Here is a 23,761-nt window from a genome sequence, read left to right on the forward strand (position 1 = left end):
TAGGCGCTTGCCAGCCCCCATTCCGGACTTTCACCGTAGAGATGACGCCCATGCTGGGCGTACATACAAAAGAGCGGAAGTGCCAAATGCGCTTCCGCTCTTTTGTATTATTGTATAAACAAGCCTGCCTTGCGCCCTTCTCCCAAGCTTACATATTCCATTTCTTCCCGCCGGTTGAAGCTATAATGATTCAGAAGTACATTTTCCTTCAAAACATGTTCGAATCGCTCCACGGCTTCCTGGGTTTCAGAGTCCGCATCCAATTCCAGATGGATCCGCTGGTCAACGGCAAGATTGAGCTGCTTCCTATAGTCCTGCACTGCCCGCACTAATTCGCGCACGAGCCCTTCCTGCTCAAGCTCGGGGGTCAGCTCTGTATTTAATGCTGCTGTCAAACCGTAACCGGAAGCAGAGGCAAATCCGGCTTTCGCGACCTTTTCAACCAGGAGCTCTTCTATAGGAATGTCGAGCACTTCTCCGCTGCTTGTATGGTGCAGATAGTGTCCTGCCCGGACAATATCCGCAGCCTCCTTGGCAGATCGGGTACGCAAAGCCTGCTGCAACTCGGCAACGTGTTTGCCGTACTTGGGCCCTGCCGTCTTTAAATTCAGCTTCAAAGAGACATCGACGAAGCCTTCTGCGCTGTGCTCTAATCGAATGGCTTTTACATTAATTTCCTCTTTAATGATGGACTCGTATCCGGACAAATCGACGGTTTGGTCAAGAGCGACGATGAGCTCGGACAACGGCTGCCGCGTTTTCACACCACTTTCGTTTCGGACGCTGCGCGCAAGCTCCACTATGTTCCGAACCGTCTCCATTTCCTGCTCCAGCCGCAAATCCATTAGTCCGGCTTCAGCTTGAGGGTAATCAGTGAGATGTACGCTATCCATTTCTCCACCCAGGTTCAAATACAATTCATCGGACAAGAAAGGAGTATACGGAGCCATGAGCCTCGCCAACGTCACCAGCACTGTTCGAAGCGTCTGGTAAGCGGCCAGCTTATCTTCCGTAAGACCGTTCCCCCAGAACCGGTCTCTGGAGCGGCGGATGTACCAGTTGCTCATCTCATCGACGAAGCCTTCTATCGCCTTGGCGGGGTTCAGGAAGTCGTTGACTTCCAGCCCTTTGCCTACAGCAGCAGCCAATCGGTTCAATCGGGATATGATCCAACGGTCCAAAATATGACTGCTCTGAACGCTGCCATGCTCTCCGGGCTTGTAACCGTCAATCGAAGCATAGAGGGTGTAGAAGGCGTGCGCATTCACGATGGTATCGATAACCTTGGATTTAGCTTCTGCCACGATCTGCTTCGAAAACCGTTTGCTGTTCCAAGGCGCACTATCCGACAGCAAGGCCCAACGGAACGCATCCGTCCCGAATTCATTGATGATCTCCCATGGATCGATGACGTTCCCTTTACTTTTGGACATTTTCTGGCCGTTCTCGTCCAGAATATGTCCTGTTGATAGAACCGCTTTATACGGCGCTTTTCCGTTAAAGAGCGTAGAGACTGCCAATAGGCTAAAGAACCAGCCCCTTGTCTGATCAATCCCTTCGCAGATCATGTCCGCAGGATATTGCCGTTCAAACATTTCCTTATTTTCAAAAGGAGAATGATACTGCGCAAAAGGCATAGAGCCGCTGTCGAACCATACGTCGATGACCTCAGGCGTGCGATCCATTGACCCCTTGCAGCAATGAGGGCATTTCAGCTTGATTTCATCTACAAATGGCTTGTGCAGCTCCAAATCGGCAGCCACCTCCGTAACAGCCTTATCCTTTAAATCAGCTACGCTCGACGGCACGTATTCGCCTTGGCAATCCGGGCATACCCAGACATTCAGCGGCGTCCCCCAATACCGGTTCCGGCTTATATTCCAGTCGACAAGCTCTTCAAGGAAGTTCCCGAATCGGCCATCCCGCAAATGCTCGGGGTACCACGCTACCTCCCGGTTATTGGCGAGGAGCTGCTCTTTGACAGCTGTCGTACGAATAAACCAGCTCTCGGTAGCATAATAGAGCAGCGGCGATTTGCAGCGCCAGCAGAACGGATAGCTGTGCTCGTATTTCTCCTTGGAGTACAAAAGCCCCCGCTCGGCCAGCAGCTTTACAATATCGACGTCGCAATCCTTGACGAACCGGCCTGCCAAATCCGTCACTTCATCAATATAGCGCCCGGCCGTATTGACTACGCTTAGCATGCTGATTCCGTTTTTCATTGCAGCCTTGTAATCATCCTCACCATGCGCAGGAGCGATATGAACAATTCCTGTACCGCTTGCATCCGTAACAAAATCACCGTCAATGATTACATAGGCGTTCTGAGCTTTAACGTAAGGCAGAGGCGGAGAGTAGTGCAGTCCCACCAGCTCCTCGCCCTTCATGGTGCCTGCGATTTCATAATCGCTTTTCATCACTTTCTCAACCAGATTTTCGGCAACGATAAAGCATTCGCCGTTCTGAAGCACTTTGGCGTAATTAATTTGCTTGTTCACCGCTAGAGCTACGTTCGCAGGCAGCGTCCACGGCGTTGTCGTCCATGCCAGCACCGTTTCTTCCCGGCCTGTTAGTTTAAACTTCACCGTCGCTGACAAATCTTTGACATCCTCATAGCCTTGGGCCACTTCATGAGAGCTTAACGTCGTTTGACAGCACGGACAATATGGACTGACGCGATGGCCTTTGTACAGAAGCCCCTTCTTGTGGATTTCCGACAGCAAGTACCAGACACTCTCGATATAGTTGTTATCCAGGGTAACATACGGGTGCTCCATATCCGTCCAATATCCGATGGCCTCCGTCAGTTCCCGCCATTGCTTTTCGTATTCAAATACGCTTGCTTTACATTTAGCGACGAATTCGGCTACGCCATATCGCTCGATTTCCTGCTTGCCCGAAATGCCCAGCTGCTTTTCCACTCCGAGCTCAACTGGCAAACCGTGCGTATCCCAGCCTGCTTTGCGGATGACTTGGTGACCTGTCATCGTTTTGTACCGGCAAATAAAATCCTTGATGACCCGGCCCAATACATGCCCGATATGAGGTGCGCCATTTGCGGTCGGCGGCCCTTCATAGAACACGAAATTCGGCTTGCCTTCCCTGTTTTCGATTGATTTCCTGAACGTGCCTTGCCGCTGCCAATGCTCAAGAACGCGAAGCTCCCTGCTTCTCGCTTTTTCCTTAGGGTCTACATTCCTCATCGAAGTCACCTTCCCAGTTTAGTTGTAAAAACAAAAAAGACCCGTCCCCCAGAAGGGACGAGTCATCGCTCGCGTTACCACCCTTGTTCCGCACCACAGCATAAAGCGGCGCAGCACTCATCAACGTACCATCATACGCGTTCCTTGTAACGGCGGACCCCCGGTTAAGCTTACTCGATTGACCTTTCAGCTTCACTTCTCCGAGATGATTTTCAACTAGGACATGAACACCGGCTTTCAGCAATCACCGGCTCTCTGGGGATCAACATCATAGTTTACTCTTTCTCGTCATCGAATTTATCATTTACTTACTTCCGTTTATATACCAATTTTTATAATCTGTCAAGTCATGTTGCTGTTGCAAAAGAAAAAGGCGCCCCATGGAGAGCACCTTTTGGTATTAATGGAAGATTAATGAGTTCCTTTAACGTCCATCTCAAGCTGTTTGGTTTCTTTTTTGTAGGTGGAGTTGTTGATGCGCTCCTGAAGCTTCTCGTAGTACAAATCTTCATTGATCGGAAGATCCACCCAGTTATCGATCCAGGAGGACAAATGCATCGCATTGGAAAGCGTCAAGCCTTTGATTCCTTCTTCCCCTGGAGCCAGGAGCGGCGTTCCGTTCAGAATGTGGTTGACGAAGTTTTGCGTAATGCCTTTATGGCCCGGGCCCGGCACTCCTTTAATAGGTACTTCGCACTTCCAGCACTCGGGGGAGCCGAAACCGCCGGTGTATTCCTTGTTAAATTGCGGCTCAGGCGTTCGCAAGCGCCAGAAGGTTAGCTTCTCGTCCTCGATAACGATTTTGCCGCGGTCGCCTGTAACTTCAAAACGGTTCGTCCCCGGAGCTTCCCCTGTCGTAGTAACGAACAAGCCGGTAGCACCGTTCTCGTACTCCACATAGGCGGTTACGTCATCTTCCACTTCAATATTGCGATATTTGCCGAATCCGCAGAATGCTCTGACACGCTTAGGCATCATATCGATAGTCCACTGCCACAGGTCAAGCTGATGCGGGTCTTGGTTGATCAGGACACCGCCGCCTTCGCCCGCCCATGTTGCGCGCCAGCCGCCGGAATCATAGTAGCTTTGTGAGCGGTACCAGTTCGTAATGATCCAGTTCGTGCGGCGAACCTCGCCAAGCTCACCGGATGTAATCAAATCTCTCAGCTTTTGGTAGAGAGGATTCGTACGCTGATTATACATAATACCGAAGGCTTTACCCGATTTGGCTGCAGCTTCGTTCATTTCACGCACTTGCTTTGTATAAACGCCAGCAGGCTTTTCTACCAGCACATGGTATCCGTGAGAAAACGCTTTAATTGCAGAAGTCGGATGATCGTAGTGAGGCGTTGCGACAATCACTGCGTCAAATGCCTTCGATGCGAAGAATGCATCCAGATTATCGAACAGTTGAATATTTTTACTGCCGTGATTATTTCTTACCCATTCCAGGCGTGAAGCGTCGGTATCCACAATGGCTGTCAGCTCTGCACCCTTGACTTGGTTGTTCACCAAATATTCTGTGTGGCCCTTACCCATGTTGCCCACACCGATCAAACCGATACGCACTTTATCCATTCGTGTTTGTCACCTTCCATTTTTTCTTATTTTCATAAGATGATTAGCAATCGTTCTACCAACCTTATTATATAATGCACACGTTAACATTACAATAACAATTTCGGTATAAACAGCAAAAATCGTTCCTCTGTAATAGAAGAACGATTTTTATCCTTTATAAATGGGATGATCTGCGATTTAGGCCTTAACTCCGTCCGAGGAAATTTTACTCAATGCTTCTCCGGCTTCATCTTCAAATTTATCCCTTACGGCGAGGTCACCGATCGAAACGATACCTACCAGCTCGCCGTTCTCGCATACCGGAAGACGGCGAATTTGCTGCTTCGCCATCATTTTGGCGGCTTCATCCACCGTCGTTTCCGGGGAGGCGGCAGTAATCTGATTGCTGCTCATGACTTCTTTAACGGAAGTAGAACCTTCCCGCTTCTCAGCAAAGCCGCGAATAACGAGGTCACGGTCCGTTATAACGCCAATCAGCTTCTTGCCTTCCACAACGGGAATGAAGCCGGTATCCTCGTTCTTCATTTTTACGGCAACCTCATAAATATTATCCAGCAAGGTGACGGTCGAGCAATCTGTCGTCATGATGTCCTTCAATGCTCTACTCAAGGAAAATCCCTCCCAAGGAAGTTGTCTAGAAAAACAAATCACCGCACGGGTGCTTGCCCTTCTGTGCAACCATAGATTTTCCCTAAACCTTGCGCAGCATGCGCCCTGGCGTTTAGCACTTATCGGAATTCCATTCCTTCTGGCAGTCGTCAATCATACCGATAAACAACTTGGCCGCCGCAGCCATTGCCGATTCGTCGATATCGAATTTCGGGTGATGATGCGGATACACAATGCCGAGCTCCGGATTGCCGGCTCCTACGAACATGAAGCAGCCTTTGCGATGATGAAGGTAATAGGCAAAATCCTCCCCTGCCATGATAAGCGGCGATGTTTCTGCGGTCCCCGACTTGGCGGCCGCTCTATAAAATCTGTCTGCTTCTCCTGGATCGTTTATAACCGGAGGGTATCCCAATTTATAATCGATGGAAACTTCTGCTCCATACATGCTACAGGTCTGTTCTACGATGGACTCCAGTCTTTCCTTAACCTCCATTCTCAGCTTCGGATCGAAGGTTCGGACCGTGCCGTTCAATGAAGCTTTCTCTGCGATTACATTGAAACTCGTCCCTCCATGAAACGAGCCTACACTGACGACACAGGGCTGAGTCGGATCGACGGTACGGCTGACAATCGTTTGTAAATTGACCACCAGGTGTGAAGCTATCGCTATGCTATCCACGGTTTCATGAGGAAGTCCTCCGTGCCCGCCTTTTCCCTTCACGACAATTTCAAATTCATCCGCTGCCGCCATCATAGGACCGGGCCTGCAGTAGGCTGTTCCCACCGGGAACGGAGTCCATAGATGAATCCCGTAAACGAAGTCAACGCCCTCGAGCGCCCCATCTTCTATCATACTGTAAGCCCCTCCGGGGGTTAATTCCTCCGCATGCTGGAACAGGAAGACAATCGTGCCCTTGAGCTGCTCTCGATTCTCCGACAAGAGCTTCGCTACTCCGAGCAATGTTGCCGTGTGGGCATCGTGCCCGCATGCATGCATGACACCTTGTACTTTGGAGGAGAATTCGCAATTCTTCTCATCCTGGATCGGCAGGGCATCCATATCGGCGCGAAGCGCGATGGTAGGTCCGTCACCGCCGCGGCCTGTTAAACGTCCGACCACTCCATTCCCGCCAACCCCTGTAGTCACTTCCAGGCCCCATTCCCGCAAATGCGCGGCTACAAAAGACGCGGTTTCTTGTTCCTGAAACGATAATTCCGGATGCTGATGCAAGTATCTGCGCCAGCCCACCATTTCCGGATATAACAGATCCACTTTGTTCATTAGCGATTCCATGGCTATTACCTCCGGTTTTAGACTTCTTCTTATTTTACCAAATGCCGTACTTTCTTTCATCCATGTGTCACAAGAATTTCAAATTTTTCTTGCGTCTTCGTTTGGACATTTAGCAATAGGCTTGCACAACTTTGGGAAACATACTATCATGATAAAAAGAAATGAGAATTTTTGGACTTGACTTTCTAGGAGGGCTTTTACAAGTGATTATTGAAAATAGCGGCTTAAAAGGGCTTAAAAGCGATCTTGCCCATTTAGATGAAAGCACAGCCAAACTGGGCTTTGTCCGTTGGCAATGGGAATATTACCGCGCCACTTACGATTTGAAAATTACCGACAATGCGTCGAACAAAGATTACTTTTTGCGCATAAATACCCGTGTTGAATCTGGCAAGCTGGAGTCTCCGTACGCCATTCTTTACATAGAAGACGTTTACATCGGAGTGGCAACCTTCCCTCATGGATTGGATTATCAATCTCCGATTCCTGATTCCGTAATGAAAATCGCTCAACAAAAGCTGTCGCAGCTCAAAACCGAATTGTCTGAATAAGCGGAGGTCATCATGACTTCCCCGCGAAGAGGAACACCGGATTTTTTGCTGTTGTTTTTAACGTTTTTGCTCGTTTGCTTCGGTTTGGCTATGGTATTCAGCGCAAGCATGGCGTATACGCGTTCTGTACAAATTGACGGTGCGAAGATAACGGTCAACGATCCTTCGTATCTGGTTATTCGTCAGGCGATCTTCGTTGCTTTGGGTACCGTAGCCATGTTTTTTTGTATGAACATCGATTTCAACAAGCTTAAAACATGGGTTCGTCCCATGTTCATCGTCGTAGTCATCATGCTGCTTCTTGTTCCTGTCATCGGAACCGAGATTAATGGTGCCAGAAGCTGGTTCAGGATCGGAAGCTTCGGTATTCAGCCGGCCGAATTCGCCAAACTTGCCGTTATTTTATATTTGTCCAATTTAATAAGCAAAAAAGAGGACAAATTCAATGATTTCCAAAAAGGTCTGTTACCGGCACTTGTCATTGTCGGATTTATATCCGCGCTAATTATGCTGCAGCCTGATTTTGGCTCTACCATGATCCTGGTTATGTGTGCTGCCATCGTTATCATCGTAGGGGGAGCCAACATAAAGCACTTATTCTTCCTAGGTATTTCAGGCGCAGGGGTCATGTCCGTAGCTGTTGCCATTCATATGATTCAATCCAAGGGCGACAGCTACAAAATCGACCGTTTTACGTCCTTCTTGAATCCGTGGGCCGATCCGCTGGTTTCCGGCTATCAGCTTATTCAATCCTTTTATGCGCTTGGACATGGAGGCTTCTCCGGAGCAGGCTTCGGACAAGGGATTCAAAAGCTGAATTATTTGCCGGAAGCGCACACAGATTTTATTTTTTCCATCATAGGTGAAGAGCTTGGCTTTGTTGGTGCCACCTTATTCATCTTCATTTATTTAGCCTTCTTATGGCGCGGATTGACCGTTGCCGTCCGCTGCAAGGACCCCTTCGGTACTTTAGCCGGTGTCGGCATTGTCGGAATGATCGCGATTCAAGCGTTGATCAATCTGGGAGGAGTTACTGGAAGTATTCCGCTGACCGGAGTTCCACTGCCATTGATCAGCTACGGCGGCTCTTCCATGCTTGTTATGTTAACCAGTGTCGGCATCTTACTAAGCTTATCCAGGGAATATAACAAGCCTGATAAAGAACCTGCAAAGAAAAAGAGAGCCTGAATCGGCTCTCTTTTTTATGTCCCTCTTCTGCTTCCTGGTGCCCGGGCGCAGTAGAGATGTGCTCTTTGCGCAGGTTAGGAGGTGCGGAAATCATTACTTCACTCTATGTAGATCTTCCGCGACTACGGCCTCTTCTTCGCGGAACGCAACGCCTTCCACTTTCACATTCACTTCAACGACGGTTAATCCTGTCATATTCTCGACAGCTTCGCGAACGTTCAACTGCAAATTATGACAAACTTCTTGGATCTTGCTTCCGTAATTGACAATGACTCGCAAATCGATAGCTGCTTCCACCTGACCTACTTCGACAGAAACACCTTTTTGCACATTTTTGCCGCTAAGCCTTTTGGCTAGTCCCTCGGAAATACCTCCCGACATTGCGGCGATCCCAGGAGTCTCCAACGCAGCCAAGCCTGCGATAGTCGAAACGACATCATCTGAAATGCGAATGAGACCTGCTTGAATTTCTTCGGACATACGGATCACTCCTTAATGGGTTATAGTTCCATTGTAATGACTTCCAACGGGGAAATCAACTTGTCCAAGCTGACGTCTGACCAACGTTTATAACGACTTAACGGCTCCACCGTCAACGTAGAATACGGACCCTGTCATATAGCTGTTCAGAGGGGACAAGAGATACGCTGCAATCGTCGCCAGCTCATGTGGTTCGCCGTACCGGCCTAGCGGGATGTCCTGACTAAGGGTCTCCCGGACCTCCTCTATGGTTCGATTGTCACGCTCCGCCTTCAAGGAATCGAGCTCCATAATTCGATCTGTCATGATACGGCCCGGGCAAACCGTGTTCAATAAAATGCCATCTTTCGCAAATTCAATCGACAAGGTTTTCATCAACCCGACGACTCCTGTCCGAAACGTGTTCGATAATACGAGCCCTGGTATCGGCATTTTCACCGATGTGGAAGCAATAGTGACGATTCGGCCCCCCTGCTTTGCAAGAAACGGGTGAAAGCCTCGAATCAACCGGACGACACTCATCATGTTGCCTAGAAATGCCTGTTCCCACGCTACATCATCGAAGGATAAAAAGCTCCCGCTTGGAGGGCCTCCCGCATTGCACACCAACGCGTCCACGGTGGCAAACTGGGCCGAAGCCCGTTCAATCAGCTCTTGGATGTCCTCCTTGCGACTGACATCTACTGCCAGTGATTCTACCTTTACTCCGTACTGATTGCGGATTTCCTCAGCCGCCGCTGCAATTGCCTCCCCGCTTCGGCTGCAAAGCAGCAGATTCGCCCCTTCGGCGGCAAGCTGCTCTGCAACAGCCCGTCCCAACCCTTTACTGGATGCGGTGACTACGGCGGTTTTCCCCTTCAGCTTTAAATCCATATTCCCTGTCTCTCCTTCGGATTCATGTTTACTTTATCCTAAATTATGGGTATATTAGAATAGGTTTTATTCAATAAGGTTACTTTACCATATGAGGTGAATGTTTTGAAACGCCATATGTTTAAAATAGGGCTTATAGGAAGCTTCGTCATTAGCGCCATTGCCCATTATTCCGGTTGGGCATCTCCTACCGTTCAGTTCATCATATCTTGCATTGCCATTTTGTTCGTTGCCGGCTTTTTGGGAAAAGCCACCGAGAGCGTCGCACACTATGCAGGAGAACGACTGGGCGGTTTTTTAAATGCCACCTTCGGCAATGCGGCGGAGCTGATCATTGCCATTTTTTTGGTTAAGGACGGATTGTTCGATATCGTAAAGGCAAGCATCACCGGCTCCATTATCGGCAACCTGCTGCTTGTTCTTGGAATTAGCTTGTTCGTAGGCGGTTTGAAATACAAGGAGCAGCATTTTAATGTGAAGCTCGCCAGCCACAACGGTTCGTTAATGACTTTAGCCGTAATCGCCTTGTTCGTTCCGGCCGCTTTCGCCAAAAGCCTGACGACCTTTGAAACGGCCAACATGAGCATTCTTGTCGCGACCATCCTGATCGTAGCTTACCTGCTGTGGCTGTTTTTCTCTATGGTGACTCATAAGAACGAGCTGTCTGACGAAGTCGTTGAACACGGCGAACCGGCCTGGTCCAAAGGCCTTTCCATTCTGTTCCTGATCCTTGCTACCGTCATGGTCGCATTCGAAAGCGAATGGCTGGTCGGAACCCTCGAGAGCATAACGCATAAATTCGGTTTATCCGAGCTGTTCGTCGGAGCCTTCCTGATTGCTATTATCGGGAATGCAGCAGAGCATAGCGCTGCCGTTATGATGGCCCGTAAGAATAAAATTGGAGCCGCTGTCGAGATCGCCGTTGGCAGCAGTCTGCAAATTTCCTTGTTCGTAGCTCCCGTGCTTGTCCTTGTGTCTATGCTGTTTGGAAAAACGATGAACATCGTATTCAGTACCTTCGAGCTTGTAGCTATAGGCGTAGCCGTCATTATAGCCAAATCTATCTCCCAGGATGGAACAACCAACTGGTATGAAGGCGTTCTGCTGCTGGTCGTTTACTGCATCCTGGGGATTGCTTTCTACCTGGTATAACTGCCGCGCGCTTCTATTCCAACAACAAAAAAGAGTAACCTTCAATGACGAAGGCTACTCTTTTTTGTTTAAAGCTTCATAGAGCTGAGCAAGATTACGTTCGAGCTTTACCAGGATTTGTTTGCCCACGGTCTCTGTAATCAGCTCCGCCCGGATAGCAAAGTCAATTTCTCTCGATAAACCATACATTTGTGTATCTAATACCTCTTCATACAGAGGACATTTACGTGTCGTTAAGTTCTCCATCTGTACTTCGATGAGCTTCTCAATTTTATCTGCATCCTCTTGAAGAAGATAAAGGGCTTTCTGTGACAAGCCAAGTAACAATTCGGATGATGACATCAAGCTTCCCCCCCTGTACGTACGAGTTCATAGCTTAATATTAGTCGAAATCGCATCAATACACAAGAGAGCGGAGCATCTACTTTTATACTTGTCTCTTTTTTCCTGTTCATACCGCTATGAACATCAATGGTCCAAGCCCATTGGAGATATGGATCCGTGCCGCAGCTGGCGGCAGCCTCTAGAATGAGAAAACGGCATTCCCACCCATCGATGGAAATACCGTTATGTACGATTAATCCTGGATGCTGTTGATTTGCAGATTGTGCTTCGCAAATACTTCAGCCATAGCTTTTTTAGCTTCCTCCGCATCAGGTCCATGAACATGGAGATCATAGTGGCTGCTTGTCAGCAAAGTAGTGAACAAGCCCAGGATGCTTTTTACATCGATATACTTATTATCATACTGTAAAACAATGGAAGATCTAAATTTGTTAGCAGTTTGTGAAATTTCTACAATAGCAGCGTTGTTGGCACTTGACATATTGAATCCCTCCATGCGATCAATAACATTGGTAAACGATTAAATCGCTTACTTTGTATGATACATGGGAAAAGATTAACACGCAACTACTATTTCAAATGCTCCGGATTTAGGCCTTCGAGTTCAGGAATGACGAACCGGCCGTCCTTGCGGATCAGCACGTCGTCAAAATAAATTTCCCCGCCGCCATACTCCGGCCGTTGAATTAGGACTAGGTCCCAATGTACCGAGGAACGGTTGCCGTTATCCGCTTTTTCATAGGCTTGGCCCGGAGTGAAATGAAGGCTGCCGTCAATTTTCTCATCGAATAACGTATCCTTCATAGGAGTTGAAATATAAGGGTTGAACCCAAGGCTGAACTCGCCGATGTAACGTGCGCCTTCGTCCGAGTCCAAAATTTTATTCAATCTTTCCGTATCATTGCATGTCGCTTCGACGATCTTCCCGTTCTCGAAACGGAAGGTAATGTTCTCAAACGTAATGCCTGACTTCACCGAAGGCGTGTTGTAATGGATCACTCCGTTAACGGAATCACGGACAGGGGCCGTATACACCTCTCCGTCCGGAATGTTGCGTTTGCCGCAGCATTTGACCGAACCGATGCCTTTGATGGAAAATTGAATGTCCGTTCCCGGCGATACGATTCGGACACGGTCCGTACGATTCATAAGCTCCTGCAGCGGATCCATCGCTACCGACATTTTGGCGTAATCGAGATTGCATACATTAAAGTAGAAATCCTCGAATTTAGCCGTGCTCATGGTAGCCAACTGGGCCATAGAAGCGTTAGGATAGCGCAGGACGACCCAGCGTGTCTTTTTGACGCGCTGCTCCATATGAACTGGCTTGCTGTAGTACATCTCGTACAGCTTCATTTGCGCTTCGGGAACGTCCGACAGCTCACTTACGTTGGAGCCGCCCCGGATACCGACATAGCAGTTCATATCCTGCATTCGCTTCAAGTCCATAGCAGCCCAGTACTCGACTTGTTCTTTGGTGGCCGATTGCAATAAGGAGCTTCTCACGGATGGCTCGACCAGCTCGACATATGGCTGTCCTCCGCGGGCATACACTTCTTCAATCAGGCACTTCACGATCTCCCTTTCGGAGCCTATCATTTCGATCAATACTTTCTCACCGGGCTGTACATCCAGCGAGTACGTTACGATATTTTTTGCCAACTGCTGTAATCTGGGATCACGCATTGTTTTGGCCTCCTTCTCTAATTGGTCATTCTACGTGGATTTGTTTTTTTCGCTATCAAACCATTTTTTCTTATAAATATTGCCGATAATGAGCAGGACGACAAAAATAAGCACCAACAGGGTAAGTCTGCCCTTATTGTGACTAAAATGCAGCAAATCATGGCCTATTAACGATTCCAAAAAAATCATAGGCAGTTTGCCGACCATGGTTCCCAATATGAAATCCCTGGTCCTTACCTTCATAACCGCTGCCGCCAAATTAATCGCAAACGATGGCAGGATAGGAATGATTCGCGAAATCGCTATGTAAAGAAATCCGTTCTGTTCGAGCTTTTGATTGAATTTCCCGATATACTCATAGTGTTCCAGCTTTTTTTCTACCCAATCTCTTGCAAAATTGCGCGCAACCCAAAATGCGGTGATGGCTCCCAATACCGACATCGTATAATTGACGGCAAAGCCCGCCCACATTCCGAACAGCAGCACGTTAGCCCCTGCAACCACAACAAAAGGCACAAACGGCACCACCGTCTGCACATAAGCCAATATCGCCCCTGCCAGATGTCCCAACAGTCCCCAGGATTGCAAAATGTCGGACAAATGCCGGACATTCCATTCGGCCAAAGAACATTCCCCCTTCTACATTATAACATTGTACCACTTTTCAAATTCATTTCCTAACATAAGCAAAGCGAAAAAAGTCTATGTTCATGCGCAAGATATCAAGGCGGACTACTTGACATCGATAGGCAATTTCTTATAGAATTAGAAGTCGAGATAAGTATGTTTACTTGTTAATAGAAATCATACTTATGGTGGAAGCATGTGTCACCCTCACCGATTTTGTTGCTGACAGGACAGCGGCTGAGATTCTTGTCAGGTGCCGGATTTATATCCACAGGCTTTAAACAAAATTGAGCATATGTTTCACCCGAGGATACAACAACCACCATTCTAATTATTAAAGGAGCTCACAATACATGTCACGTTACACAGGTCCTAAATTTAAACTTAGCCGTCGTCTGGGTATTTCCCTGAGCGGCACTGGTAAAGAATTGAAACGCCCATTCCCTCCAGGACAACACGGTCCAGGACAACGCAGAAAAATGAGCGGCTACGGCGTTCAATTGCAAGAGAAGCAAAAACTGCGTCATATGTACGGCGTGAACGAGAAGCAATTCCGCAACTTGTTCGACAAAGCTAACAAAATCCAAGGTATCGCCGGTGAGAACTTCATGATCCTGCTGGAAAGCCGTCTGGACAACCTGGTTTACCGTCTTGGCTTTGCTAACTCCCGTGCAGGCGCTCGTCAATTGGTTTCTCACGGTCACATTACCGTTAACGGTAAAAAAGTCGACATCGCTTCTTACACTGTAAGCACTGGCGATGTAATCGGTCTTCGTGAAAGAAGCCGCAGTCTGTCTTCCGTTAAAGAAGCTTTGGCTAACCGCAACTACTTGCCAGCTTACTTGGAATTCAACGACGCTGCAGTAGAAGGTAAATACACTCGTCTTCCTGAGCGTTCCGAATTGCCTCAAGAAATTGACGAAAAACAAATCGTCGAGTTCTACAGCCGTTAATCTATGGCTTGCAAACTGTCCTTCATTTATGGAGGGCAGTTTTTTATTGCATTTTTACATTTGGAGACTCCCCCGCATCGCACCTGAATCACCTTCGATGCCAAGAGCTAACTTGTACTCACAAAAATAAGGGGCCCTCATTCCCCGGTCCATGCAGCCGATAGATAGAAGAGCCCCCATATATTTTTACACAAACTTCGCCAGGTAGTAGTTTTTCTTGCCGCGGCGAATAACGATATATTTCCCTTCCAGCCCGTCACTTGGCTGAAGCACTTTGTCCAGATCCGTCACTTTCGTTCCGTTAACCGATACCGCACCGCTCTCGATATCCTGTCTTGCCTGACGCTTCGAAGGAGCAGCCTTGACCGAGATCAGCAGATCAATAAGAGCTGTCTCTCCGCTGATTTCAGAGGATGGAACGTCCTGGAACGCGTCTTCAATTTCACGGCCTGTCAGGATGCTGACGTTACCGCTGAACAACACCTCGGAGATTTTGATGGCGCTTAGAGCCGCCTCTTCCCCATGCACCAGCTCGGTAACCTCTTTGGCAAGCACGCGTTGAGCTTCCCGCTTCTCCGGACTGGTCTTTACTTGCTCCTCCAGACGCTCGATTTCCTCATGCGACAGGAAGGTGAAGTATTTCAGGAATTTCACAACGTCATTGTCGTGAGTATTGATCCAGAACTGGTAGAACTGGTACGGGGATGTTTTCTCAGGATCAAGCCACACTGCTCCGCCGGCCGTTTTACCGAATTTAGAGCCGTCGCTCTTCGTTACAAGCGGCATTGTCAAACCGAAAGCTTTATTGCCTGTCGTTTTGCCGATTAGCTCGAGCCCCGCCGTAATATTCCCCCATTGATCGCTTCCGCCTACCTGCAAGGAGCAGTTGATGTCCGTGTTCATCCGGTAGAAATCGTAAGCCTGCAAAATCATGTAGCTGAACTCCGTAAACGAAATCCCGTTGCTCAGACGAGAATCTACACTGTCCTTAGCGAGCATATAGTTAACGGAGAAGTTCTTCCCGATATCTCTCAAGAACGTGATAACGTTCAAGTTCCCCAGCCAGTCGTAGTTATTGGCCATCCGTGCAGGATTTACGGTCGAATCAAAATCCAGAAATCGGGACAGCTGATTCCGCAGCTTTCCTACCCACTCTTCTACAATGTCCTGCGTGTTTAAGGAGCGTTCTGTCGATCTGCCGCTCGGGTCGCCGATTAAACCTGTACCGCCGCCTACTAAGGCAATCGGAAGATGACCTGCCATCTGGAACCGTTTCAAGCATAGGATCGGTAGCAAATGACCGATATGAAGGCTGTCCGCGGTCGGGTCAAAGCCTGCATAGAGGACAACGGGCTCTTCGCTCAATTTCTTGGCCAAGCCTTCTTCATCGGTGAGCTGCTGGATCAATCCTCTGTACTGCAATTCCTTTAAAATATCCATCGTAGTTCTGACTCCCTCTCTTTATGAAATAAATACAAAAAAGCCTTCGCATCCACAAAGGGACGAGAAGGCTGCTGCTCGCGGTACCACCCTAATTAAAGCCGAGAACACGAATGCTGTATCCGAAACCGAAACAGCTCTTGTCTCTGCTTTCACTTTGCAACGATAACGGGTCAGACCCGATAGGAAGCTACTTACGTTAGCATACAGGCTCGCCGGCGATAGGCCACCTTATGCCGTGTTCTCTTCCCCTGCTCCGGACGGTATTTCGAATGAAGGGCAACTGCCGATTCTCACCAGCCATCGGCTCTCTGAAAGCTTGGTTCCTTCCTCTACTGCTGCGCGGTTAAGGAAAACCCTTCCCCGTCGTCATGTCCATCATAGCATTTGTCATATGCAATTAAACCAAGTTATATCACAATTCGATTTCATTTGTCAAACCTAATGTTCAAGCAAACGTCAGGGATGCTATTATCCACACTTTCCTTCTTTATGATATAATGAACTACGTATGTTTTCCAATTTCGGGAGGATTTCTATCAATATGGAGATGGAGAAAAAAGAAAGCAAGACAAAAGACGTACTATGGAGCATCGGTAAATATACGCTTATTACGTTAAAATGGATGTTCATCGTCTTTATCATCGCCGGATTTCTGGGAGGAGGCGCCGCCTTTGGTTACGTGTCCGCCCTGGTAAAGGAGGATCCTGTACGAAGCAAGGAGAGCATGATGGCGCAGGTGCAGGAGAATGCCCTAACTGGCTTCGTCTATTTTAATGATGATACGGTTATCGGCCAGCTGCGCTCGGAGGAAGACCGCAGAATGGTTGAGCTCAAGGATATTCCGCAGATCATGCTGGATGCGGTATTTGCTATTGAAGATAACCATTTTTACGAGCACCATGGAATTGACTTCAAAGGCCTCGGAAGAGCCGTCATTCAAAAGCTTTTAAGAGAGGATATTCAGACTGGAGGAAGCACGATTACCCAGCAGCTGGCCAGACGGGTATTCTTATCTCTTGATCGTGAGGACAGCCGTAAAGCCAAGGAAATCTTCTTATCCCTGCGGATGGAACGCCTCATGTCCAAGGACGAGATCCTGCTGGCCTATATGAACAAAATTCCGTACGGCAATGGCTCTTCAGGCTATAATCTGTACGGGATCAAAGCAGCCGCCAAAGGAATCTTTAATATCGATGACCTGAAGGAGCTTAATATCGCGCAGGCTGCCTATTTGGCGGGATTGCCCCAGCAACCGAGCAATTATTCTACGTTTACTAGCAAGGGACAATTTGACGGAGCCGCCTTCAAAAGAGCCGTTGCCCGACAGCAGCTTGTCCTGCGGAGAATGCTGGAGGAAGGAAAGATCAATTCCGACCAATACCAGGAGGCCCTTAATTTTGACCTGCGCAAATCGCTGGCAGAGCCTTCCAAGAAAGCGTACTCGACCTACCCTTATCTCATGCTGGAGATTGAGAAGGAGGCTGCCAAGGCGCTGCTGAAGGTTCAGGATCCCAAGCTGGCTGAGCAGCCGAATACCGACGCCTACAACGAGGCCCTCAAAAACGTTCAGGCCCAAATGAACCGCGGCGGTTATCAAATCTATACGACGATCGATAAAGACATTTACGATGCTATGCATGCCATCGCCGATAACCCTAAAAACTTCACTCCGGATGATCCGACCAAGGGGATTGAACAGGTCGGTGCGGTGATGATGGATAGCAAAACCGGCGCCATACTCGGCATGATTGAAGGAAGGGACTTCTTCAAGGAGCAGCTTAACCATGCCACGCAGGCCTTCCGGCAGCCCGGCTCTACGATGAAGCCCATCGCAGCCTATGTCCCTGCCATCGAGAAAGGCGCAATTCAACCTGCTTCAATCATTGACGATGTACCGATCATATTAAAAGACGGTACCAAGGTCGGCTATCATATTCCGGAGAACTGGGATGACCGGTATCACGGCCTAATTACAGCCCGAAGAGCTCTGGATCAATCTTATAACATTCCAGCTATCAAGCTGTTCCTGGACGTGGTCGGCATTAAGGAAGCATGGGATTTCGCCAAAAAAATGGGGATCACCACCATTACCAAAGAGGATTATGTAGCTCAGACGGGGGTTATAGGCGGTTTGAGATACGGTGTTTCCGTAAAGGAGCTCACCAACGCATACTCCACTATTGGCAATAAAGGCGTACATAACGACGCGTTCATGATCCGTAAAATCACGGATTCCAACGGAAAAACGGTCTATGAGCACGAGCTTCAACCGACTTCTCTGTTCTCGGAGCAAACAGCCTACTTGATGTCCGACATGATGAGGACTGTTATCACTTCCGGTACAGCCACCGATTTGATGAGCAAATTCAAGCATTACGGCAAGGTGCCGATCGTAGGGAAAACGGGCTCCACTCAGGATGATGCGGATGCCTGGTTCATGGGTTATACGCCCGATATTACATTAGGTGTATGGATAGGCTATGACTCTCCTGCCTTCAAATTGAGCAAAAAGACAGGCGGAACGAACCGCGCCAAAGACATTTGGGCGAAAGCCATGGATGCCGCCATCGATAAAAAGCCGGAATATTTCCCAACAAAATCGTTTGTACGTCCGGATAATATCGTCGAAATGACGGTATCCAGCTTATCGGGTAAGCTTCCAAGTGAAGCGACCACCAAAGCGGGCAAGCTCGTGACCGATATTTTTAATAAAAAGGATATTCCTACGGAAGAGGATAATGTGATGGTGAAGCTGCCGATTATTTCTTATAACGGCATCAACTACATTGCCCAATCCTCGACACCTCAAGAATTCGTGCAAGAAAAAACCGTCATCAAGAGAGAAAAATCGTTGGGCGCTCTGATGAAGGAACTACAATCCATTATTCCGAGGCTTCCGGCAGGCAGACAGCAATCCCTAGACATGTATCGGCCGATTGATTACAACGAGGATGCCCCATCCGAGACAGACCCTCGTACCGACGACGGGAAAGCCCCGGAAGCGCCGACTATGGTAGTGGCCACCCATTCGGGAGACACGAGTGTCATTACCTTCCAGGCAAGCGCCAGTGCCGACGTGGTCGGCTACCGGTTGTACAAATCCGTTAACCACGGTACGTTCCAGCGTGTAAGCAATAAAATCGTCATGGCTGGCGAGGAAACGAAGTTTACAGAACAGACCCACACCAATGGTGTTATTGGTTACTATGTAACAGCGGTAGATGTAGCGGGTAATGAATCCCTTCCGAGCAAGGGAGCTTATACCGATGGCTCGAGCAAGGATCTCCTTCTCATGACGCCCGATAACGGTGGCGGCTTGATACCGGGAGCCGGCGAAACCCCTCAGGGAACTGGAGCAGGCGACAACAATGCCTCCCCTACTCCGACGCCAAGTCCAGGTCCTGCCAAGGAGAAGCCGGCAGCTCCGACCGGAGTATCGGTCAAAGCCAGCGGAGCCGGCATCGTTGTCAATTGGAAGGCCAATGCAGCAAAAGATAAGGTACAGCAATATATCGTGTATTTCAGCGAAAAGGAAAACGGAAGCTATACGAAACTGGGCAATGTAAGCAATGGTACCGAATTCCGCTATTACGCTTCAGGCTATGAAGGCTACTACAAAGTGTCGGCGGTTAACGAGCTCGGTGAATCCAAGCCCACAGCCCCGGTACATTTCAAAAAGTGAGTTGGCTGAGATCCCACGCAAAGTGGGTGGGCCTTGGCCTCGGGGCTGATCCGGCTACTTTGTGGTGGAGCGCCGAGGCCTACTAAAAAGCACTCAAATAAAAATGGAGCCACCTTAGGTGAGCTCCATTTTTTTTAAACCTATATTACAGCCTAGGGCATTAGTCCTCGATTGTGGACAAGTCGCCAGTCGGAAGGTTCAGTTCCCACGCCTTCAAGACGCGGCGCATGATTTTACCGCTGCGGGTTTTAGGCAGCTTATCTTTAAATTCGATCTCGCGAGGCGCAGCATGCGCTGACAAGCCTACTTTGACGAATTTGGATATATCCGCCTTTAATTCCTCTGAAGGCTCGAACCCTTCACGCAACGCGATGAATGCCTTGATAATCTCTCCGCGCATCGGATCCGGCTTCCCGATAACACCAGCCTCTGCAACGGCAGGATGCTCAACGAGCTTGCTTTCTACTTCGAACGGACCTACACGTTCACCAGCCGTATTAATTACATCATCGATGCGGCCTTGGAACCAGAAATATCCGTCTTCATCGCAGTATGCCGAGTCCCCGGAGATATACCAGCCTTTTATGCGGAAATATTCCTCATACTTCGCAGGGTTATTCCATATTTGTCTCATCATGGACGGCCAAGGCGTTTTGATGGCCAGGTTCCCCATGCGGTAAGGAAGTAAAACATTGCCCGCGTCATCGACGATCGCGGCTTCAATTCCCGGAAGCGGTTTACCCATAGAGCCGGGACGGATAGCCATGCAAGGGTAGTTACAAATCAGCTGGCCGCCTGTTTCGGTCATCCACCAGGTATCATGGATGCGTTGGTTATATACCTTCAAGCCCCAACGTACGACTTCAGGGTTAAGCGGCTCGCCGACGCTCAGCACATGGCGCAGCGCAGACAAATCAAATTGCTTGGATACGTCGTCTCCTGCACCCATCAGCATACGGAATGCGGTTGGAGCGCTGTACCAAACGGTTACTCCGTATTTCTCCAATGTGCGGTACCAATCCTGCGGGCTGAAACGGCCGCCGCGAATGACGTTCGTCGCCCCATTCAACCAAGGAGCGAAAATGCCGTAGGACGTACCGGTAACCCAGCCCGGATCCGCAGTACACCAGTACACGTCCTGGTCCTGCAAATCAAGGACGACGCGGCCGGTATAATAATGCTGCAGCATGGCATTATGAACGTGAAGCACGCCTTTTGGTTTCCCGGTAGAACCGGAGGTATAATGAATCAGCAAGCCGTCCTCGCGGTCCACCCATTCAATATCCAACTGATCGGATGCTTGCGCCATTTCTTTATGATAATCGACTTGACCGTCGGTCAGCTCGAGGTTCTCACCGACGATAATCACATGCTTCAATTCAGGAAGTTCACTTACGGGTATTCTTGATACTAATGAAGGCGTAGTAATAATGGCAGCTGCACCGCTGTCCTGCAAACGGTCTCTGACAGCCGTTTCCATGAAAGCTTCGAATAATGGACCTACAATAGCACCGATTTTAAGGGAGCCGATTAACGAAAAATAAAGCTCCGGCGTTCTTGGCATAAAGATAAAAACGCGGTCGCCTTTGGCGATTCCCAGCTTGCGGAGCACATTGCCGAACCGGTTCGACTGCAGCTTCATGTCCAGGAACGTGTATTTTTCATCCCGTTTGTCGTCACTATAATACAAGGCAATTTTATCGCTTTTGTCGGAATCCGCATGGCGATCGATAGCTTCATAGGCCATGTTCACTTTGCCGGTAGTAGACCATGAGAACTGCTTCTCAACAGTCTCCCAGCTGAACTGGGCCCGCTCTTCCTCGTAATTTTTCATGTTGGACGTTTTGGAAACGGGTTCAATGCTTTCAATATTTGTGTGATCCATGCCACTACCTCCCGATATCAACAATTTCCATTTTTCATTGAAACGCTTACATCTGAATTTCGAATGTAGTTTTTTTACAAATGATATTATATCACAACCTTACTGTTTCCACTATTTCTTTTCTTAGTTCCTTTTTTTTGATATAGTAACAAGCAAGTGTGGGTACATAAGCATACCCAGGAAGTCCGCTTGATCCGCAGGAAGGGAGACTACAGGCAATGGAGCATTACAAAATATATCATTCCCGTCACGTGCCCTATCGTGATTCGCAGATTATAGTGGAAGGCCCTGTCCCTCCTGAACGGTTGAAATCGTATCGGATGCATCCGGACCTGGACGCTTTTCGCCGTCCTAAGGAACAGTTCGAAGCATTAATCGAAATTGCCGAATTGCCTGAAGGGCGTATTATCATTTCCAGGCTTGACGATGAGATTATCGGTTATGTCACCTTCCATTATCCGGACGAGATGGAGCGTTGGTCCGAAGGCAATATGGAGGATCTTATCGAGCTTGGCGCGATTGAGGTTGCCGATGATTACCGGGGACTTGGCCTCGGCAAACAAATGATTGTTCTCGCCTTCGAAGGCGATCAATTGGAAAATATGATTACTTTTACAACCGAATATTACTGGCATTGGGATTTGGAAAAAAGCGGATTGAACGTATGGGATTACAGAAATATGATGGAAAAGCTGATGAAGTCCGTTGACATGGTATGGTTTGCTACGGACGACCCGGAGATCTGCTCCCATCCCGCCAACTGCCTTATGGTACGGATCGGTAAGCATGTCCCGCTCTCCTCTGTCGAGCAATTTGACCGCGTTCGGTTTAGACAGAGGTTTATGTATTGACCGGGTCACTTGCATTTCAACATTTCTCCGAGAGGAACGAGTCATGGGGGCGCAACAGAATGACGAAGTCATCGTTATTTATTTACAGTGAACAGGAAACCGGTTATCGGCTGCAGCAGGGACATCCTTTCAATCAGGAAAGACTTCTTCCGACCATCGATCTGCTGCAAAAGCTGGAAGCCATACCGGAGTCGATCGTACGCGCTCCGTCCCCGGCTTCCGAGGAGCAATTACAGTCCATTCATAGTATGGACTACATAGAAGCCGTGAAAGCGCTTAGCGCAGATTGTCCCGATGAAGCGTGGCAGAAGCAAGCCGACAAATTTGGCTTTGATTTGGAGGACACTCCTTACTTCAAGGACATGCACGAAGTCACTTCGCTCTTGGTCGGCGGTTCTGTCCGAGCGGTGGATGAGGTGATGAGCGGACATGCAGAGCACGCATTGCATTTGGGCGGCGGGCTTCATCATGCATTAAGAAACCGGGCGGCGGGCTTCTGCATCTACAATGATGCCTCGGTGGCGATTGAGCATGCCAAGACCCGCTATGGAGCCAGAGTTCTTTATATTGATACGGACGTTCACCATGGGGACGGCGTCCAATGGAGCTTCTACAGCGAGCCTGATGTCTGCACGCTCTCCATTCATGAAACAGGGAAATATTTATTTCCAGGTACAGGGGCCGTTAATGAGCGCGGAGAAGGAACCGCTTTCGGCACCTGTATTAACATTCCTGTCGAGCCGTACACCGAGGACGCCTCCTGGCTGGAATGTCTCGAAGAGGTGCTAAGCAAGGTCGCAGAGCAATTTCAGCCGGACCTGATCGTCTCCCAGCATGGGTGCGACGCCCATGCTTATGATCCTTTGTCCCATGTCCATTGCAGCATGGACATCTACCTGGCGATGCCAAAGCTTATTCATCGCATCGCGCACGAGTACAGCGGCGGGCGATGGGTTGCTTTGGGAGGAGGAGGCTATGACTTCTGGCGCGTCGTACCGCGCGCCTGGAGCCTTCTGTGGCTCGAAATGAGCAACAACCCGCTCATCCCCCTTCTGGAGCAGAACCGGGCTTTAAAACTGCCTTCAGCTTGGCTCAAGCAGTGGCAACCGATGAGTCCCGTCGAGCTGCCGACCACCTGGCTGGATGAGGCGGATTGGACTCCCATGCCGCGGCGACAGGAAATCACAACCAAGAACCGTCAGACGAAAGAGCTTGCTATGCTTTACTTAAGCGAATTCATTAGCTTCATACGCCACTGTGATTGCAGCTTTGCATCCGTACCCATCACTTTTTTAGCATGATTAGTTATCGCCCTTTCGAATTTCGCATCCGATTGCCTCGAATCTTACCATTCT

The 23,761-nt window shown here is 48.9% G+C and carries 19 protein-coding genes and 1 other annotated feature; of the genes, 7 read left to right on the forward strand and 12 right to left on the reverse strand.

Annotated features, from left to right (window positions below):
* Positions 1-107: 107 nt before the first annotated feature.
* The 4 genes from ileS to ABEA66_RS19820 all read right to left on the reverse strand — a co-directional run bounded on the left by ileS (position 108) and on the right by ABEA66_RS19820 (position 6,690).
* The gene (ileS, locus tag ABEA66_RS19805) at positions 108-3,203 is read right to left on the reverse strand and encodes an isoleucine--tRNA ligase (RefSeq protein WP_345590118.1); all 3,096 of its coding nucleotides are present in this window, start codon (positions 3,201-3,203) and stop codon (positions 108-110) included.
* Between the two features lie 50 nt (positions 3,204-3,253).
* Positions 3,254-3,504 (reverse strand) — a binding site (T-box leader).
* A 110-nt stretch (positions 3,505-3,614) separates the two neighbouring features.
* The gene (locus tag ABEA66_RS19810) at positions 3,615-4,781 is read right to left on the reverse strand and encodes a Gfo/Idh/MocA family protein (RefSeq protein WP_079910354.1); all 1,167 of its coding nucleotides are present in this window, start codon (positions 4,779-4,781) and stop codon (positions 3,615-3,617) included.
* A gap of 180 nt (positions 4,782-4,961) precedes the next feature.
* The gene (locus tag ABEA66_RS19815) at positions 4,962-5,369 is read right to left on the reverse strand and encodes a CBS domain-containing protein (RefSeq protein WP_192705992.1); all 408 of its coding nucleotides are present in this window, start codon (positions 5,367-5,369) and stop codon (positions 4,962-4,964) included.
* Positions 5,370-5,505: 136 nt separating this feature from the next.
* Positions 5,506-6,690, reverse strand: coding sequence for an amidohydrolase (locus tag ABEA66_RS19820; protein WP_345590124.1), 1,185 nt, complete (start codon positions 6,688-6,690; stop codon positions 5,506-5,508).
* Positions 6,691-6,893: 203 nt separating this feature from the next.
* Between ABEA66_RS19820 and ABEA66_RS19825 the strand changes: the two genes are divergently transcribed.
* Both ABEA66_RS19825 and ftsW read left to right on the forward strand, forming a co-directional pair.
* A complete protein-coding gene (locus tag ABEA66_RS19825; protein ID WP_345590126.1) occupies positions 6,894-7,241 on the forward strand; it encodes a YugN family protein in 348 nt (115 codons plus the stop codon).
* Between the two features lie 12 nt (positions 7,242-7,253).
* The gene (gene ftsW, locus ABEA66_RS19830; protein ID WP_079910358.1) at positions 7,254-8,429 is read left to right on the forward strand and encodes a putative lipid II flippase FtsW; all 1,176 of its coding nucleotides are present in this window, start codon (positions 7,254-7,256) and stop codon (positions 8,427-8,429) included.
* Positions 8,430-8,522: 93 nt separating this feature from the next.
* Here ftsW and ABEA66_RS19835 read toward each other — a convergent pair whose 3' ends face one another.
* Both ABEA66_RS19835 and ABEA66_RS19840 read right to left on the reverse strand, forming a co-directional pair.
* Complete coding sequence (locus tag ABEA66_RS19835) at positions 8,523-8,909, reverse strand: Asp23/Gls24 family envelope stress response protein (RefSeq protein WP_079910359.1); 387 nt, start codon at positions 8,907-8,909, stop codon at positions 8,523-8,525.
* A gap of 87 nt (positions 8,910-8,996) precedes the next feature.
* Positions 8,997-9,782 (reverse strand): SDR family oxidoreductase, encoded by a 786-nt coding sequence (locus ABEA66_RS19840; RefSeq protein WP_345590130.1) that lies wholly within the window; start codon positions 9,780-9,782, stop codon positions 8,997-8,999.
* Positions 9,783-9,899: 117 nt separating this feature from the next.
* Here ABEA66_RS19840 and cax point away from each other — a divergent pair, with 117 nt between their 5' ends.
* Complete coding sequence (gene cax, locus ABEA66_RS19845) at positions 9,900-10,934, forward strand: calcium/proton exchanger (protein WP_377739589.1); 1,035 nt, start codon at positions 9,900-9,902, stop codon at positions 10,932-10,934.
* Between the two features lie 54 nt (positions 10,935-10,988).
* Here cax and ABEA66_RS19850 read toward each other — a convergent pair whose 3' ends face one another.
* The 4 genes from ABEA66_RS19850 to ABEA66_RS19865 form a co-directional block, all read right to left on the reverse strand.
* Positions 10,989-11,276, reverse strand: a complete 288-nt coding sequence (locus tag ABEA66_RS19850; protein WP_079910362.1) for an Fpa/YlaN family protein — start codon at positions 11,274-11,276, stop codon at positions 10,989-10,991.
* Positions 11,277-11,511: 235 nt separating this feature from the next.
* Positions 11,512-11,760, reverse strand: a complete 249-nt coding sequence (locus ABEA66_RS19855; RefSeq protein ID WP_079910363.1) for an HPr family phosphocarrier protein — start codon at positions 11,758-11,760, stop codon at positions 11,512-11,514.
* An 89-nt stretch (positions 11,761-11,849) separates the two neighbouring features.
* Positions 11,850-12,965 (reverse strand): aminopeptidase, encoded by a 1,116-nt coding sequence (locus ABEA66_RS19860; RefSeq protein ID WP_345590138.1) that lies wholly within the window; start codon positions 12,963-12,965, stop codon positions 11,850-11,852.
* Positions 12,966-12,995: 30 nt separating this feature from the next.
* Positions 12,996-13,589, reverse strand: coding sequence for a TVP38/TMEM64 family protein (locus ABEA66_RS19865; RefSeq protein ID WP_079910365.1), 594 nt, complete (start codon positions 13,587-13,589; stop codon positions 12,996-12,998).
* Positions 13,590-13,945: 356 nt separating this feature from the next.
* Here ABEA66_RS19865 and rpsD point away from each other — a divergent pair, with 356 nt between their 5' ends.
* Positions 13,946-14,545, forward strand: a complete 600-nt coding sequence (gene rpsD / locus ABEA66_RS19870) for a 30S ribosomal protein S4 (protein WP_345590141.1) — start codon at positions 13,946-13,948, stop codon at positions 14,543-14,545.
* A 186-nt stretch (positions 14,546-14,731) separates the two neighbouring features.
* Here rpsD and tyrS read toward each other — a convergent pair whose 3' ends face one another.
* Complete coding sequence (gene tyrS / locus ABEA66_RS19875) at positions 14,732-15,985, reverse strand: tyrosine--tRNA ligase (RefSeq protein ID WP_079910367.1); 1,254 nt, start codon at positions 15,983-15,985, stop codon at positions 14,732-14,734.
* Between the two features lie 544 nt (positions 15,986-16,529).
* On the opposite strand from tyrS, the gene ABEA66_RS19880 reads away from it, so the two are divergent.
* Complete coding sequence (locus ABEA66_RS19880; protein ID WP_345590144.1) at positions 16,530-19,670, forward strand: transglycosylase domain-containing protein; 3,141 nt, start codon at positions 16,530-16,532, stop codon at positions 19,668-19,670.
* Between the two features lie 160 nt (positions 19,671-19,830).
* On the opposite strand, the gene acsA is transcribed toward ABEA66_RS19880, so the two are convergent.
* Positions 19,831-21,555, reverse strand: a complete 1,725-nt coding sequence (acsA, locus tag ABEA66_RS19885; protein ID WP_345590148.1) for an acetate--CoA ligase — start codon at positions 21,553-21,555, stop codon at positions 19,831-19,833.
* A 218-nt stretch (positions 21,556-21,773) separates the two neighbouring features.
* On the opposite strand from acsA, the gene ABEA66_RS19890 reads away from it, so the two are divergent.
* Both ABEA66_RS19890 and ABEA66_RS19895 read left to right on the forward strand, forming a co-directional pair.
* Positions 21,774-22,406, forward strand: a complete 633-nt coding sequence (locus ABEA66_RS19890; RefSeq protein WP_345590150.1) for a GNAT family N-acetyltransferase — start codon at positions 21,774-21,776, stop codon at positions 22,404-22,406.
* A gap of 59 nt (positions 22,407-22,465) precedes the next feature.
* On the forward strand, positions 22,466-23,707 hold the full coding sequence (locus ABEA66_RS19895; RefSeq protein WP_345590152.1) for an acetoin utilization protein AcuC: 1,242 nt from the start codon (positions 22,466-22,468) through the stop codon (positions 23,705-23,707).
* Positions 23,708-23,761: the final 54 nt, after the last annotated feature.

The organism is Paenibacillus vulneris (genome assembly GCF_039543185.1).
GTDB lineage: Bacteria > Bacillota > Bacilli > Paenibacillales > NBRC-103111 > Paenibacillus_S > Paenibacillus_S vulneris.